This is a genomic window from Ruegeria sp. BI12 (assembly GCF_056537985.1).
Genome location: NZ_JBQFSL010000001.1, coordinates 2618597 through 2633541 on the forward strand (window position 1 = coordinate 2618597; position 14945 = coordinate 2633541).

13 protein-coding genes and 1 pseudogene are annotated in these 14945 nt (G+C 56.7%); 9 read left to right on the forward strand and 5 right to left on the reverse strand.

Features of this window, described 5'->3' with window-relative positions:
• Positions 1-24: 24 nt before the first annotated feature.
• From ACR0AK_RS13185 to ACR0AK_RS13215, 7 genes and pseudogenes are all read left to right on the forward strand, one after another.
• Positions 25-489 (forward strand): nuclear transport factor 2 family protein, encoded by a 465-nt coding sequence (locus ACR0AK_RS13185; RefSeq protein WP_480793611.1) that lies wholly within the window; start codon positions 25-27, stop codon positions 487-489.
• 11 nt (positions 490-500) lie between these two features.
• Positions 501-1121: a pyridoxamine 5'-phosphate oxidase family protein gene (locus ACR0AK_RS13190; RefSeq protein ID WP_480793612.1), complete on the forward strand. Its 621-nt coding sequence runs from the start codon at positions 501-503 to the stop codon at positions 1119-1121.
• Positions 1122-1171: 50 nt separating this feature from the next.
• Positions 1172-1333 carry a hypothetical protein gene (locus ACR0AK_RS13195; protein ID WP_480793613.1) on the forward strand — a complete coding sequence of 54 codons (162 nt, stop codon included), beginning with the start codon at positions 1172-1174 and terminating at the stop codon, positions 1331-1333.
• Positions 1334-1434: 101 nt separating this feature from the next.
• A complete protein-coding gene (locus ACR0AK_RS13200; protein WP_480793614.1) occupies positions 1435-3918 on the forward strand; it encodes a heavy metal translocating P-type ATPase in 2484 nt (827 codons plus the stop codon).
• Positions 3915-4304 carry a Cu(I)-responsive transcriptional regulator gene (gene cueR / locus ACR0AK_RS13205; RefSeq protein WP_480793615.1) on the forward strand — a complete coding sequence of 130 codons (390 nt, stop codon included), beginning with the start codon at positions 3915-3917 and terminating at the stop codon, positions 4302-4304. Before ACR0AK_RS13200 ends, cueR begins: the two co-directional genes overlap by 4 nt.
• Positions 4305-4399: 95 nt before the next feature.
• Positions 4400-5275, forward strand: a pseudogene (locus tag ACR0AK_RS13210) (NAD(P)-dependent oxidoreductase); the annotation flags it as partial.
• Between the two features lie 12 nt (positions 5276-5287).
• Complete coding sequence (locus tag ACR0AK_RS13215; protein WP_480793616.1) at positions 5288-8353, forward strand: aminotransferase class III-fold pyridoxal phosphate-dependent enzyme; 3066 nt, start codon at positions 5288-5290, stop codon at positions 8351-8353.
• Positions 8354-8404: 51 nt separating this feature from the next.
• On the opposite strand, the gene ACR0AK_RS13220 is transcribed toward ACR0AK_RS13215, so the two are convergent.
• Both ACR0AK_RS13220 and hemP read right to left on the reverse strand, forming a co-directional pair.
• On the reverse strand, positions 8405-8881 hold the full coding sequence (locus ACR0AK_RS13220; protein ID WP_480793617.1) for a hypothetical protein: 477 nt from the start codon (positions 8879-8881) through the stop codon (positions 8405-8407).
• Positions 8878-9045: a hemin uptake protein HemP gene (gene hemP, locus ACR0AK_RS13225; RefSeq protein ID WP_170559259.1), complete on the reverse strand. Its 168-nt coding sequence runs from the start codon at positions 9043-9045 to the stop codon at positions 8878-8880. Before hemP ends, ACR0AK_RS13220 begins: the two co-directional genes overlap by 4 nt.
• Before the next feature lie 225 nt (positions 9046-9270).
• Between hemP and gph the strand changes: the two genes are divergently transcribed.
• Positions 9271-9930, forward strand: coding sequence for a phosphoglycolate phosphatase (gph, locus tag ACR0AK_RS13230; protein WP_170559260.1), 660 nt, complete (start codon positions 9271-9273; stop codon positions 9928-9930).
• 329 nt (positions 9931-10259) lie between these two features.
• On the opposite strand, the gene ACR0AK_RS13235 is transcribed toward gph, so the two are convergent.
• The 3 genes from ACR0AK_RS13235 to ACR0AK_RS13245 are packed head-to-tail and all read right to left on the reverse strand — an operon-like array spanning position 10260 to position 13645.
• The gene (locus ACR0AK_RS13235) at positions 10260-11441 is read right to left on the reverse strand and encodes a carbohydrate porin (protein ID WP_480793618.1); all 1182 of its coding nucleotides are present in this window, start codon (positions 11439-11441) and stop codon (positions 10260-10262) included.
• Positions 11438-12202: a DUF3299 domain-containing protein gene (locus tag ACR0AK_RS13240; RefSeq protein WP_480793619.1), complete on the reverse strand. Its 765-nt coding sequence runs from the start codon at positions 12200-12202 to the stop codon at positions 11438-11440. Before ACR0AK_RS13240 ends, ACR0AK_RS13235 begins: the two co-directional genes overlap by 4 nt.
• Positions 12203-12247: 45 nt before the next feature.
• Positions 12248-13645: an amidohydrolase family protein gene (locus tag ACR0AK_RS13245; protein ID WP_480793620.1), complete on the reverse strand. Its 1398-nt coding sequence runs from the start codon at positions 13643-13645 to the stop codon at positions 12248-12250.
• Between the two features lie 132 nt (positions 13646-13777).
• Here ACR0AK_RS13245 and ACR0AK_RS13250 point away from each other — a divergent pair, with 132 nt between their 5' ends.
• The gene (locus ACR0AK_RS13250) at positions 13778-14803 is read left to right on the forward strand and encodes a helix-turn-helix domain-containing protein (protein WP_480793621.1); all 1026 of its coding nucleotides are present in this window, start codon (positions 13778-13780) and stop codon (positions 14801-14803) included.
• The last annotated feature ends 142 nt before the right edge of the window (positions 14804-14945 follow it).

The window sequence follows — 14945 nt, forward strand, 5'->3', positions numbered from 1 at the left end:
CTCACTGACTTGAAAGACTTGTAAATGACTCGTCCCCCTTTGCCCCCGTTCACACTGGAAACCGCAACGCAAAAAGTGCGGATGGCGGAAAACGCCTGGAACAGCCGTGATGCGAATGTTGTAACCCCGGCCTACACAGAAGACAGCCAGTGGCGTAATCGGGCGGAATTCCTGAGCGGGCATGCAGACATCCATGCGTTTCTAACTCGCAAATGGCACAAGGAACTGGACTATCGGCTGATCAAAGAGCTGTGGGCCTATTCCGGTGACCGAATTGCGGTACGCTATGCATATGAATGGCGGGACGACAGCGGTCAGTGGTTCCGGTCTTATGGCAACGAAAACTGGCAATTTGCACAAGATGGTCGAATGGCTGAACGCCACGCATCGTTGAACGATCTGCCTATTGCTGAAGCTGAACGTTTATTTTTCTGGTCGCACGGCCCTCGGCCCGATGATCATCCTGGCCTGTCCGAACTGGGACTTTGAAAGGACATCTCATGCCCCGCGCTTTTTCAGAACTGACCTTTACCCCCGCCGTCCGCGCCCATCAGGAGCGAATGGGATCTGCCAAAACCTATGCAAAATTCATCGAAAGCGGCCCGCAGCAGGGTCATGAAATCGGTGAGCCCGAAAAAGCCTTTATCGAAGCGCGGGACGGGTTCTATCAATCCACCGTGTCCGAGACCGGTTGGCCATATGTGCAATACCGTGGTGGCCCGATCGGGTTTCTCAAGGTTCTAGGACCGCAGACAATCGGGTATGCCGATTTTTCCGGCAACAAGCAGTATATCTCGCGCGGGAATCTGGACGGAAACAACCGGGTGGCGATGATCCTTATGGATTACGCCAACCGGCGCCGCCTGAAAATCCTTGGCAGGGTCGAGTTCACTGAAGGCGAAACCGCAGCGACCAGCCTATACCCGGTTGGCGCCGATGCCCCAGCTGAACGCGCTGTAATCATCCGGGTTGAGGGATTGGATTGGAATTGCCCACGCCACATTACGCCCCGATTTACCGAGGCCGAGCTTCGGCCGCATCTTAATTCACTAGGGCAGCAATTGGCGCAACTTCAGGCCGAAAATGAGAAACTGAAGCAAGAGCTGGCAAGCCTTTCCTGATCCAGCAACGGCAAAAATTTATCTACCTATCTTGAACAAGGACATTCCCGATGAAACGGTCCACATTGAATGTCGCCAGTTTTTGCCTCGTTGGTTTTGTCTTGACCACGGCCGCTCTGATGTTGGCGTTTTTTGCGTCACCCCAGGCTGTGCGCACCTCACCACCGGCGGTTTACAACACGCTCCTGCTAGAAACGCTATCGACCCGATAGCGCGCGTTCCGGGAAATCAAAAGAAAACCTCTGTTTGCCCTTGACCTTCCCGTGACTGGAACCCCCATCTGGTGGATGAAAGTCAATTCAGGATGAGTCGCATGACTACGCCGCAAATCACACAACTCAAAATTTCGAGCATGTCCTGCGCGTCTTGTGTGGGACGAGCCGAGGCCGCTTTGAAAGCGGTACCAGGCGTGACCGAGGCTTCGGTCAATTTCGCAACAGAAACGGCTCAGATCACGCATACCGGGCCAATCAACGCGTTGACGAACGCCCTGAGCGACGCCGGATACCCAGCGATCAGCAAACAGACGACCCTGAAAGTCGGCGGGATGAATTGTGCATCCTGCGTGGCCAAGATTGAAAAAGCGCTGAAAGCTGACCCTGCTGTCGTTGATGCGCAAGTTAATCTTGCAACCGAAACCGCTGTGGTCACGTTTATCGACGGGGCTACCGATCCGCAAAAACTGGCCAATTTGTCCGAAGTTGTCGGATACCCCGCACGTGTGGCGGACGGCGTGCCGGATACGCCCGCAAATCACACGAACGCCAATGAAACCCATGCACTGACTCGCGCGACGATCTTGGCAGCCGTGCTCGCATTGCCGGTATTTATTTTGGAAATGGGTGGGCACATGATCCCCGCCTTCCATCATTGGGTTCGTGCCACGATCGGCACGCAATCCAGTCACCTTGTGCAGTTTGCTCTGACCTCCGTCATTTTGGCTGGCCCCGGGCGTGTATTTTACGTCAAAGGCATTCCGTCATTGATGCGCGGATCGCCCGATATGAATGCGCTGGTCGCGCTGGGAACGGGAGCGGCCTACTTATTCTCAGTCACCGCAACCTTCGCCCCGCAAATCCTGCCACAGGGCAGCGCCAATGTATATTTCGAGGCCGCATCAGTCATCGTAGTCCTTATCCTGCTGGGCCGCGTTATGGAGGCGCGCGCCAAGGGCCGGACTGGCGCGGCGATCCGTAAGCTGGTCGGGTTACAGCCGAAAACGGCAAGGGTAGAACAGGACGGCAACTTCTTTGATCGACCCATCGCCGATATCGCGGTGGGAGATATTCTGCAGATCCGCCCGGGTGAGCGGGTTCCCGTGGATGCCGAGGTTCTGGACGGCAACTCTTATGTGGATGAAAGCATGATCACGGGCGAACCGGTGCCGGTGGGCAAAGCATCCTCGGATCAGGTCGTTGGCGGCACGGTGAACGGCACCGGTGCGCTGCGTGTGCGCGCAACGCGTGTTGGTGCCGACACGGTCCTGGCTCAAGTCATACATATGGTCGAACAGGCGCAGGGGGCGAAACTGCCGATACAGGGTCTGGTCGATCAGATTACTGCAAGATTCGTTCCGGTGGTGATCGCAGTGGGTTTGCTGACGATAGCGGTCTGGTTGGTGTTTGGCCCTGAACCGACATTGCCAATGGCCATGGTCGCCGGGGTTTCGGTTTTGATCATTGCCTGCCCCTGTGCCATGGGCCTGGCGACACCAACCTCGATTATGGTCGGTACCGGTCGCGCAGCAGAGCTGGGTGTGCTGTTCCGCAAAGGCGATGCGTTGCAGCAATTGCAACAGGTCAAAGTAGTGGCTTTGGACAAAACCGGGACACTCACGCAAGGGCGGCCGGAGCTTGCCGGCGTTAAGACCGTGAACGACTTTGACCGCGACGACGTTTTGCGTTTGGCAGCCGCAGTCGAGTCACGTTCAGAGCATCCCATCGCCTCGGCCATAACCCGCGCCGGGCCATCAGATTTGCCCAATATTTCGGAATTTGAATCACTCACCGGTCTGGGTGTTCAGGCAATAGTCGAGGGGCATAAGCTGCTGATCGGATCGGCCAGACTGATGGAGGAGAACAGCATTGCCATTATGCAAGAGCTGATGGCTGAGGCCAACCAGCGCGCAGCCGAAGGCGCGACCCCGTTGTTTATGGCCATCGATGGACAAGCTGCCGCGATGCTGGCAGTGGCGGACCCAATCAAACCCGGCACTGTGCAGGCGCTGGAACGGCTGCACGAGATGGGGCTGACATTGGCGATGGTGACGGGCGACAACGCTCGTACGGCGCAGGCTTTGGCAGGCAGTCTGGGCATTGATCAGGTCACGGCCGAGGTACTGCCTGATGGCAAGCTGTCCGCGATTAATGCGTTGCGCGACACGTTCGGCTCTGTGGCTTTTGTCGGGGATGGTATCAACGACGCCCCTGCATTGGCGGCGGCGGATATCGGTATCGCGATTGGAACCGGCACTGACGTGGCGATTGAAACCGCTGACGTGGTGCTGATGTCTGGTGATTTGCGCGGTGTCGTTAATTCGGTTGAGATCAGCCGCAGGACAATGCGCAACATCAAGCAGAACCTGGGCTGGGCCTTTGGCTATAACATCCTGCTCATCCCGGTTGCCGCAGGTGTTCTTTACCCGTTTAGCGGACACCTCTTGTCACCAGCCCTCGCCGCTGGGGCGATGGCGTTGTCGAGTGTCTTTGTCGTCTCGAATGCACTACGTTTGCGACGCGTCCGTGCCAGCCTGCCTGACACTACGCAAGGCCATTCAACGCAAACGGTGACCTCATGAATATCGGCGACGTTTCAAACCAGACAGGTTTGCCCGCGAAAACGATCCGCTACTACGAGGATATCGGCCTGATCAAACCACTGCGCGATGACAACGGTTACCGCAGATTTCGCAGCCAGGATGTGCACAAGCTGAATTTTTTGGGCCGCGCCCGCGCATTGGGTTTCACGATCGAAGATTGCCGCACATTGATGGCACTCTACGAGGATGAAACCCGTGCCAGTGCCGATGTTAAAAAGGTAGCCCGCGCGCATATGGCCCAAATCGAAGCCAAGATTGCCGATCTCAACGCGATGCGAGATACGCTTGGCCACCTTATTGACGCCTGTGCGGGAGATGACCGGCCCGATTGCCCGATCCTGCAGGATTTGGGCGGCAAGACGTGACGCGGGGTTGCCCTTTGGGCGCAGCTTTGCTTTGTCTCTGCTAAACACTCCGGCCTGCTGGAAAAAGACAGGCACCGGACAGCAGAGAGGATCACCAAATGGCAAAAGTCGCGTTTCTGGGTCTGGGCGTCATGGGCTATCCCATGGCCGGTCACCTGCAGGCCGCCGGGCACGATGTCACCGTATTTAATCGCACCGCGGCAAAGGCCGAAGCCTGGGTCGCCCAACACGGCGGTTCGATGGCTGCGACGCCGCGCGAAGCTGCAGAGGGTGCAGAATTCGTTATGGCTTGCGTCGGAAATGACGATGACCTGCGCATGGTTTGCACGGGTGAGAACGGTGCGTTCAACGGTATGTCGGACAGCGCGATTTTTGTCGACCACACGACCGTTTCCGCCAAGGTGACCCGCGAGCTTTACGACGCAGGAGAAGCCCGTGGCATTGCTTTTGTGGACGCCCCAATCTCCGGCGGTCAGGCAGGAGCCGAAAACGCAGTCCTGTCTATCATGTGCGGCGGGGATCAGGCGGCTTATGATGCGGCAGAACCGATCATGCAGGTCTATTCCAAAATTTGCCGCCGCATTGGCGACAGCGGCGCAGGTCAAATGACCAAGATGTGCAACCAGATCGCTATTGCCGGTTTGGTGCAAGGCCTCAGCGAGGCATTGCACTTTGCCGAAAAAGCAGGGCTGGACGGCCGGTCGGTCGTCGAAGTGATCAGCCAGGGCGCAGCTGGCAGCTGGCAGATGGCGAACCGGTACGAAACGATGCTGGATGACCATTTCGATCATGGGTTTGCGGTGGACTGGATGCGTAAGGATCTTGGCATCTGTTTGGACACGGCCAATGAAACGGGGGCTTCTCTGCCCGTGACCGCGCTGGTCGATCAGTTTTACAAGGATGTTCAGAAACTGGGTGGCGGGCGCTGGGACACATCCTCGCTCTTCAAACGCCTGCGCGCGCTGGACTAAAGGACTGCAAACATGGTTGAGCCGACGGATTTCTGGGCTCGCGCCCTACGCACCCAATGGGGGCATGAGGCTAAGCTGACCCGACTGGACGGCGAATATGACCTCAACTTTCTGGCCAGGGCCACCAACGGCCAAAACTATGTGCTGAAAGTCATGCGCGCGGACTGCGAGGTCGAGTTCATTGACCTGCAGATCAAAGCTTTGGAACACCTCGCTGCAGAGGCTCCGGGGCTCCCCTTTCCTGCTGTTTTCCCTGACATCAACGGTGCGCTGCTACCGGAAATCTCGGATCAGGATGGGCAGCCGCGGCTGGCTTGGCTGCTCGAATGCCTGCCCGGCCAATGCCATGCCAAGGCGGCACCGAAGTCCGAAGAACTGATCATGAAGCTGGGCCGCGTTTTGGGGGCAACCGGCAGGGCGCTGGAGCGATTTGACCACGAAGGGCTGCACCGCCCGGATTTCAAATGGGACCTCACACAGGCGGGCTGGATCGCGGACAAGCTGGACGCCATCACCGATCCGGCGCGACAGGCCATGTTGTCCGAGATTTGCGCTGGTTTCGATGCGATTTCGGACCGCTTGGCTAGCCTGCCGAAACAGGCAATCCACAATGATGCTAACGACTACAACATCTTGGTCGACGGAGAGTTAGGACAGCGCCAGACAGTCTCGGGCCTGATTGATCTGGGGGACATGTGTGCCGCGCCGCGTATCTGCGATCTGGCGATTGCCGCAGCTTACATCGTTCTTGACCATCCAAAGCCTGAGCGCGCGCTGACAGCGCTGGTTCGCGGCTACCACGCCGCAAACCGGTTGCGGGCTGACGAGGTCGATCTGATCTGGCCACTGCTTCGGATGCGGCTGGCAGTGTCGGTGGTCAACTCGACCCTAATGGCGTCCGAGAACCCGGATGATCCTTACGTGACAATCAGTCAGGCCCCCGCATGGCGGTTCCTGGAGAACAATGCGGTCAATGGCGGTCTGATGTCCGCGCGGTTGCGCGCTGGATGCGGATTACCGGTGACGGGCGGGGCTGAACGCATCCATGCCTATCTCTCTGAACACCGCGGTCAGTTCGCCCAAATGTTCGACCAGGACCTAAGTGAAGTTCCAATGGGATCGCTATCGGTCGAGAATTCAACATGGCCACAGAACCCGTTCAACATGCCGCTGGATGAAGCCGCGCGCGTGGGTGAGGAGTTCGGAGAAGGCCTCTGGCTGGGCTATTACAATGAACCCCGCCTGATCTATGCCGAGCCTGCGTTCCGCAAAGGGCCGTGGAAAGCCTCTGACCGACGGACGGTGCATTTGGCAGTGGACGTGTTCGCCCCCGCCGAAACCATCTTGCATGCACCGATGAGCGGCCGGGTCGAAGCCGTTGAAAACCGCAATGCCCACCTGGACTACGGCGGTGTCGTGATCCTGCACCATGAAACGCCCGAAGGCGATCCGTTCTATACCCTCTATGGTCATCTGGACCCCGAGGTTTGTGGGCGGCTAAAGCCCGGTGACCCCGTGGCGCAAGGTGCCGCCTTTGCTCGACTTGGGAATGCCACGCAAAATGGCGGCTGGGCCCCGCATGTGCATTTCCAGCTGGCTTTGACCACGGACGGGATGCAAAACGATTGGCCTGGCGTCGGCGATCCGGATGAGATGGAGCTGTGGCACGCCGTTTGCCCCAATCCCGCAGCCCTGCTGAACCTGCCGGATGACAAGGTGTTCTATCGCCCGACCGACAAACAGGCGATTCTGCAAGGGCGGCATGATCATTTTGGCGGAAACCTGAGCCTGACCTATGACGATCCGGTCATGCTGGTGCGCGGGTGGAAACACCACCTGTTCGATGAGTGGGGTCGCCCCTACCTGGACGCCTACAACAACGTCCCGCATGTGGGCCATGCTCACCCACGCATTCAGGCCGTGGCAGCAGATCAGCTGAAACGGATGAATTCGAACACCCGCTACCTGCACCCGGCGCAAACAGCGTTTGCCGACAAAATCCTGTCCAAACTGCCCGATCATTTTGAGGTCTGCTTCTTCGTAAACTCGGGCACCGAGGCAAACGAACTGGCCTTGCGATTGGCCCGGGCACATACCGGAGCCAAGGGAATTGTTACGCCGGACCACGGCTATCACGGCAATACCAATGCAGCGGTGGCAATCTCGGCTTACAAGTTCAAAAAGCCGGGCGGGATCGGTCAGGCGGATTGGGTCGAACTGGTCGAGGTTGCAGACGATTTTCGTGGCTCGTACAAGCGCGACGATCCTGATCGCGCCCAGAAATTCGCTGACCTCGTGGATCCGGCTATCGCCGCGCTACAGGACAAAGGCCAAGGGCTGGCTGGCTTTATTGCAGAAACCTTCCCCTCGGTTGGCGGTCAGATCATCCCACCCAAAGGATATCTGCCCGCGGTATACGATAAGATCCGCGCAGCAGGCGGTGTATGCATTGCGGATGAGGTTCAGACCGGCCTTGGTCGCCTTGGTGACTACTATTTCGGCTTTGAACATCAGGGCGCGCTGCCGGATATCGTTGTTATGGGCAAGCCCATCGGTAACGGCCATCCGCTGGGTGTTCTCGTTACGACCAAGGCCGTCGCGGACAGTTTCAACAACGGGATCGAGTTCTTCTCGACCTTCGGCGGCTCCAACCTGTCTTGCCGGATTGGCAAAGAGGTGTTGGATATCGTCGATGACGAAGGCCTTCAAGGCAACGCCCGCGACATGGGCTTGCGGCTGATGGACGGGCTCCGACAGATTGAAGCCGATTTCAGCTGTGTAGGAGACGTGCGTGGCATGGGCTTGTTTCTGGGTGTGGAACTGATCAATCCAGACAATTCCGAGGGCACCGAGATCTGCAGCTACGTCAAGAATCGGATGCGTGATCACCGTATCCTAATCGGCAGTGAGGGTCCCAAAGATAACATCCTGAAAATTCGCCCGCCCCTGACCATCGAGGCGGAAGACGTCGACATGATCCTATGGGCCTTGCGCGACGTACTGTCCGAGGTTGGTGACTATGCCCCCGCCCCGACCTGCGATCACGATCATCATCACGCTGGATGCGGGTGCTGCTGAAACAAAAAAACCCCGACTCTGATAGGCCGGGGTTTTTAAGTTGCCTGCTGCTTAATGCAACACGGCCGAGGGGGACTTATGCCCTGTGGTCGGCAGGGGTATCGACGCGGTCATGCGGCGCAGTACCATGCCCATCTCTTCGGACAGCGATGCCAACGCCGGGGCAAAGTCGGGCCGAACGATAAGGGATGCCATCATCATGGCGTCTTCCCGCGCACCTTCTGACGCCGCAGCAATCATCTGCGCAAAGCAGTTCTCGTCCGCGCCGAGGCAGGAACAGCCCAAACCGTGCCGCACCAAGGGACGACGACCGTGATGAGCACACAGCCCGCACAGACGGTCCAGCGTCATCATCGCCGCCCGCCCCTGGTCCAGACCGAGCGCGATTTCAAAATCGCTTGCTGCATCCGCACGCGTCTGGGGGCCTTCGCTCCATAAACGCAGGTACATAACGGCGCCAACTTCGATCGGGTTTAGGTCAGACAAACGCCCAACCGCAGCCCCGCCGCGCGAGGAAGGCGCGCTCATTTCGTTAGGATCAGCTTGCCGGCGCGTGTGATACGCAGTGTGTAAAGTTGATCGCCCAATTCGATATGGGCCAAGTTGCCACCCTTGGTCAGATCTTCGGCTTTGTGGGCCGGGAGCATGGACACCGCATAGGACTGGCTGGCATTTGGATTCTGCACATTCATCAGGACAACTCCAGTAGGTTCTCGGGCGAAGGGCCTTAATTTGTTCGCGCTTTCAACAATATGGCTGACCCGAACCGGGTTGGCTGAAGGGATCTTGACGCTAATCTGATTAATTTAGTCAGGTATGTCAACCCCGTTCCTCGGAAAACACGGTCTCGGGGTAATTGCGTCGAGATTTCATGCGGGCTAGGTCTGGTTCACACTCATTTACAGACGGGAAAACCGATGACCGCGACAATTATGTTCGACTTAGATGGAACGCTGGTGGACAGCCTTCCGGACATTGCTGCGGCGGCCAACCGGACATTGCTGGATATCGGCATCGCCCCCCTGCCAGAAAGCACAATCAAACAATTTGTGGGCAATGGCCTGCCAAAACTGGTCGAGCGAATGATCCGCCATCACGACCTGCCGATCGGGCGGCATGGAGAATTGACCAAACTGACGCTGGCCCATTACTCTGCCGCCTCCAGCGAGAAAACGATCCCGTACCCCGGCGTTCCACAGGCGCTGGCGAAACTGCGCGAAATGGGTTGCGTTTTGGGTGTATGCACGAACAAACCCGAGGCCCCGGCGCGACATATCTTAGAGGCGCTGGATCTGGCTCAACACTTCGACACTGTATTTGGCGGCGATACACTGGCTGTTCGCAAACCTGATCCCGCGCACCTTGAAGCGAGCTTCAATGCCGTCGCCAATGCCGGCCCGCGTCTTTATGTCGGCGACAGCGAGGTGGATGCCGAAACTGCATACCGTGCCAAAGTACCCTTCCTGCTGTTTTCGGAAGGCTACAGAAAGACCCCGGTTGCAGAGATCCCGCACAACTTCAGCTACGATGACACGCACAAGTTGCCTGCACTCGTGCTGGAGGCAGTACAAGGTTAGTGGCAAATTTTCGGGAAAGGGGCTTGAAAAAGGCGGTTGAGGGGCCGGCCGAGGGGGTAAGTAGCCAGCCCCTCATCGGGGAAAAGTGGTATTGTCCGCAGTAAATCTTTGGATGATTTAAAGTTAACGAATCGACTTGTTTTCAGGAATTGGGGGTTTCCCGTAGGCAGGCATAACCGATTGAAATTGTGCAAATTTTTTTGACGGAAAAATACGATTTTGCGGAAAAACTCGTTTCCGAAGGCAACCAACCCCCAGAATCGTGAGCTGGAGCATTGAAACAGGTTATCTCCAAGCATCTTCAATGCTGAAGCACTGGACTTTCTTTGTCAGAAAACGATCCGTGTTCGCAGGCCGATCAACGTTACGCTGGATTGCTCCTGGTTCAACAAAGGGTTTTCGATGAACTGCAAAGACGGTGTGATCTGCAGGCCCGGTGAAATCGAGAAGCGGTAGAACGCTTCAACCGTGAACTGATCCCCATCGACGCCACGCGCTTCGGCCCAGTTCAAACCCAGCCCGGCAAGATCCGTGTTGCGACCGAAATATCCGACCCCCGCTGAAACAGAGCGGTCGTACAATGCTGCAGTTCCTTTCGCCGCGCCGGCGCGAAAGAATGGCATCCATTTGTTATCCACGAACCAGGCAGCGGAAAAGGCTGCGCCGTAATCCTCAGCGCGGCTGCCATCATCAGCGGCATCGGCGTGCCACAGGGTCAGGTGGACGTTGTCAAAATAGATTCGGTCAAAACTGGACGTGTAGCCAAGCTCTAACGACTTGAAGAGATTACCGTCGCTGAACACGTCAAAACTCGGGTCCGAAGGATCTGCATTGGCGTCAGCTACACTGGCTACGGCGTATAGATTGCTGCTCAGCTTCATGCCGCCGGCAATCCCCAACCCTGGATTGGGGGCGTTGATTGTCGGATTCGTGTTGAAGGCAAGGTTCTGAAAACCGCTATAGGGGCTGACCAGCCCATAGACATCTACAAAATCGGTGACGTCGATTTGGCCTATCTGCAATGTCCATGCACCATCATCTGCCCTTTGGGTCCAGAACAGGTTGGTCAACAATAAGCCACTGTCGTTGAATGCTGTGCCCGTGATGGACAGCGCCCCGCCGTCCAGCCCCAGAAACTGTGGCGCAACTTCCGTATATTTATGGCGATGCTCGATTTTGAACGTCAAAGAGCCTCGTTCGGTTGCCTGCCAGTTGCCATACAACCGCGCGATACCGCTGGCCGCTTCACCGGTCCCCAAATCAGCGTTCGTGGATTGACCCAATGCCAAGTAGTCGAAGTTGAACCGAAAACCGTTCTCGGCCAGACCGTCTTTCCAACGAAACCATCGCGGCGCAATGTTTTTCGGAAAATCCGAACGATACTGCGGATCTGTCAGCCCATCACCGGGTTCCAGTTCGGCCCCAACAGAAGAAGGTCCGGATAAACCCTGCGCCCAAGCCCCGCTTGTGCAAACAAGAAGCAGCAGCGTGGCAATCGAAGCTCTGATCATTCGGACGCCTTATTGCCGCCGGTCTTGCGATTGCCTGCCCCGCGAAGGCGGTTGGCACCGCTCTGCGTCCATTCAAGGCTGTCGCCGCGGGTTTCCAATGTCTCGGCGCTGTCGGCATCCAATTGAAAGGTCGCGTGCATGGGCATCAAGCCATCCACGACCATCATTCTTTGATCCGAAGGGGCTATGGTCAGCTTTCCCGTCAGCCGCACAGGTTCATGGAAAAAGCTGGGGGTCCAATCCCCGTCCAAACGTACCCGGATCATCTGATTTGGCGGCGGCGGAGGCATGTGGCTGCACATGCCCCGTTCCGGCACCAGATAGGCCACAGGCCGACCGTCCGCATCTGCAGGTGCCGGTATTGCAAACCCTGCAAGTGTGATCGTTTGCCCGTCGATCAGTGGATTTCCCGCTGTTGCGGCCAATTCACGCCGTTCGGTCACAACTTGCCGCTGGTCCAGTAACCAATCGACATCGACTCCGCCCGCTGCAAGGGCATCTTCGGTCTCGGTCAGAAGCTCTTGCCATTTGTGCCGTTCCTCTGCGCTGCCGACATCCTGCTGCAGCCTGCTACGCATACGAACGACGAACAGTACGTCATCGAACATTTCTGGGCTGAGTTCCCTGTATGGGTCCTTGAAAGCCTGAACCGATGGGTCCGGCAAATCGGACCAGTCAATAACGCCACCCGGAGCCGCGATTGCAGCAGAACCGGCTAGGGTCAGTGCGACCGCTGTGACCATCGTGTAAAAGGCTTTCATCCGCGCCCTCCGATACATCGCTTGTTTCGGTGCATCTACCTTAAATCAGTCCAACGTATTTTTGTAGATGACGCCGTCTTTCATGATCAAACGGATGGTCTCAGGGCTGTCTGGTCGCGGGTCCGCACCAAACCACTGATCGCCGGTTCCAGTGACCGAGAAATCCTCGAGCGGGTTACCATCAATCAGCAGAATATCCGCATAGGCACCTTCTTCGATCACACCCAGTTTGCCGCCAGTATACGGGTTCATGAAATCACCGGACAAAGCAACAACTTCGCCGCCTGTCGAGGTCAGCGTAACCATCGACGTATAGGGGCCGAAAAACTCGTTGTTCAGGTGCTTTTCATAAGCGATTTGAATGTTGCATGCCTCGACAGATCCAACGCAGTCGGTCTGGAACCCACGCTTTACCGGGCATTCCTTCATGTTGTCGATGTAGCCTGCAAAAGTTGCCGATGCGGACTTAGCCTTAGCCAGGCTGGCGGGCACGTTTGCAACCGCGGGGATTTCAAGCAAGCCCGGATCAAATGCGGTCAGGTTTGTGGTGATGTAAGCCCCCTTCGCGTTCATGACCTCGGCAATTTCACAATCGAACGAGAACCCGTGTTCGATCGACATCACCCCGGCTTCCAAGGCGCTCAGGATCGCCTCTTTGCGGTAAGAATGCGCCATGACGTAACTGCCATACTCATTTGCAACCTGCACAGCGGCTTCAATTTCTTCGCGAGACCCGGCAAGCAATTGCCACGGATCGAACGCCGAAACGACACCGCCAGATTGCATGAACTTCAGCTGTGTTGCGCCCATGCGGAAATTGTTGCGCGCGTATTTATAAACGTCATCCACACCGCTCACTTCCTGCGCCATGTTCAGACGGCCCATATTAGTATTTGATCCGGGAGGTGCCGTGAAATTGGCAAAGTCGGCGTGACCACCGCGCGTTCCTATGAAAGCGCCAGAGGGGAAATAGCGGGGACCAACAATCTGCCCCGCGTCGATGGCGCGGCGAAGTCCGCCATTGGCGCCACCCGCGTCCCTAACGGTGGTGAACCCCTGCATCAGGTACATCTCGGCCATTCTGGCCCCGTGAATGGCAAAATCCTCCCAGGTTGTGTTGGCCTCCATTGCAGGAAGGGTTGGCCCCATCAGCATAAGATGCGCATGAAGCTCAATGAAACCTGGCGACAAAGTCCGACCGCCCCCATCAACAACCGTGGCGTTCGGCGCATCGATCGTATCGGTCGAGACGGATTTGATCAGGTTACCCTCGACCAGCACGCTGGCATTCTCGATGCGCTGTTCGCTTACCCCATCAAATACGTGCACGTTAGTAAACAAGGTTTGCGGGGCTTCAGTATCCTGGGCCATCGCCGGCAAACCAAAAGAACTGGCCGCAGCAAAAAACGCAGCCCATAGCAGTGGTGTTCGTGATCCGGACATAGGCAACCTCGATATATTCGAATATCTGTGATGTTAGCTTGATTTAGCTACAAGTAGTTGCCAGTTTTCAATCTCATTGTTTGAATAAGGTGCAAAAAGTGGTCATCGAGCCAACCCCGAAAGGTGACGGACATGCCTATAAACACCATTGCACAGGGCCAAAGCGAAGGATTTATTCGGCTCGCGCTGGCGGCACCGTTTCTGAACTATCTCACGGAACGCCAGATTGACCCCCAGCCTGCTTTAGATCAGGTGGGCCTTCAGGCCGAGCTCTTGTCCGATCCGTCCGTCTATGTGCATTCAGAATTGGTTTACGGACTTCTTAACGCCTTTTCAGACATAGCAGCAGATCGTTATCTTGGACTGCATGTCGGAGAGTCATTCAACTTGCACGAGTGGCCGCCGTTTGCGCAGGCCCGACATTCATCCAAAACGCTCTTTGAGTTCTTTGCCCGCTTTGTCCGGCTCGTTCCGCAAGAGTCCAGTTCGGTACGCCACAGGCTGATTTTAGATGCAGACAAAGCAATCTATCGGATCGAACGGCAGCAGGATCCAGCCGTACCTCCGGTTCAGGTCACAGGATTCGGGGCCGCGATCTATGTTCGTCTTCTGCAAACCGTGGTCGCACAGTCCTGGAGCCCTTCGGTCGTGCGGTGGGAAAGCCGCTACATCAACGGAGTCCCACTTGGCTACAAGGGCATTGAAGTCGGACTCGGGACAGATCCAGGGATGCAAATCAGCTTTCCGGTCGACTGGCTATTAAAGCCTCATTCATTCGACGCCTCAGTTGAACCACAAACTTCTCCCAGGCGACAAGAAGAGATCACTGTCGTCGCCGCGATACGATCCGTTTTGCGCGATAAGCTAGACGAAGCTGACTTGAGTCCACCGGCCGTTGCCTGCCTACTCGGCCTTCAAGCGGATCGGCTGCTGAGGGCTCTGCACCAACAGGGAACAACGCTGCCGCGGGAAATCAAACGCCTCAAGGTCGACGTCGCCAAAGATCACCTAAGCCGCAACGACAAGACAATAACTGAAATTAGTCTAATGTTGGGATATTCAGACAAGTCTCATTTCACGCGTTTTTTTCGTGGTCAGATGGGAGTTACGCCGTCGCGATTTCGCGGGCAGGGAAGTTCTGACGAGTTTTTCTCGTAGGTCGACCGTATTTATGGTCTTATTTTTGGTTTTGATTTGATTGTTTTATTCGATTTGGTTGCGGGAGTAGGATTTGAACCTACGGTCCAGCGCTTTGCGCGTTCGTCAGGTAATCGACCCACTGGATCGATTTCTGTTCTTC

What these genes read in the sequence shown, in the direction of transcription:
- gph (WP_170559260.1), top strand. Translation starts at nt 9,271, where the DNA reads ATGACCGCGACAATTATGTTCGACTTAGATGGAACGCTGGTGGACAGC.
- ACR0AK_RS13195 (WP_480793613.1), top strand. Translation starts at nt 1,172, where the DNA reads ATGAAACGGTCCACATTGAATGTCGCCAGTTTTTGCCTCGTTGGTTTT.
- ACR0AK_RS13245 (WP_480793620.1), bottom strand. Translation starts at nt 13,645, where the DNA reads ATGTCCGGATCACGAACACCACTGCTATGGGCTGCGTTTTTTGCTGCG.
- ACR0AK_RS13220 (WP_480793617.1), bottom strand. Translation starts at nt 8,881, where the DNA reads ATGAGCGCGCCTTCCTCGCGCGGCGGGGCTGCGGTTGGGCGTTTGTCT.
- ACR0AK_RS13240 (WP_480793619.1), bottom strand. Translation starts at nt 12,202, where the DNA reads ATGAAAGCCTTTTACACGATGGTCACAGCGGTCGCACTGACCCTAGCC.
- ACR0AK_RS13235 (WP_480793618.1), bottom strand. Translation starts at nt 11,441, where the DNA reads ATGATCAGAGCTTCGATTGCCACGCTGCTGCTTCTTGTTTGCACAAGC.
- ACR0AK_RS13190 (WP_480793612.1), top strand. Translation starts at nt 501, where the DNA reads ATGCCCCGCGCTTTTTCAGAACTGACCTTTACCCCCGCCGTCCGCGCC.
- ACR0AK_RS13185 (WP_480793611.1), top strand. Translation starts at nt 25, where the DNA reads ATGACTCGTCCCCCTTTGCCCCCGTTCACACTGGAAACCGCAACGCAA.
- ACR0AK_RS13250 (WP_480793621.1), top strand. Translation starts at nt 13,778, where the DNA reads ATGCCTATAAACACCATTGCACAGGGCCAAAGCGAAGGATTTATTCGG.
- hemP (WP_170559259.1), bottom strand. Translation starts at nt 9,045, where the DNA reads ATGAATGTGCAGAATCCAAATGCCAGCCAGTCCTATGCGGTGTCCATG.
- ACR0AK_RS13200 (WP_480793614.1), top strand. Translation starts at nt 1,435, where the DNA reads ATGACTACGCCGCAAATCACACAACTCAAAATTTCGAGCATGTCCTGC.
- cueR (WP_480793615.1), top strand. Translation starts at nt 3,915, where the DNA reads ATGAATATCGGCGACGTTTCAAACCAGACAGGTTTGCCCGCGAAAACG.
- ACR0AK_RS13215 (WP_480793616.1), top strand. Translation starts at nt 5,288, where the DNA reads ATGGTTGAGCCGACGGATTTCTGGGCTCGCGCCCTACGCACCCAATGG.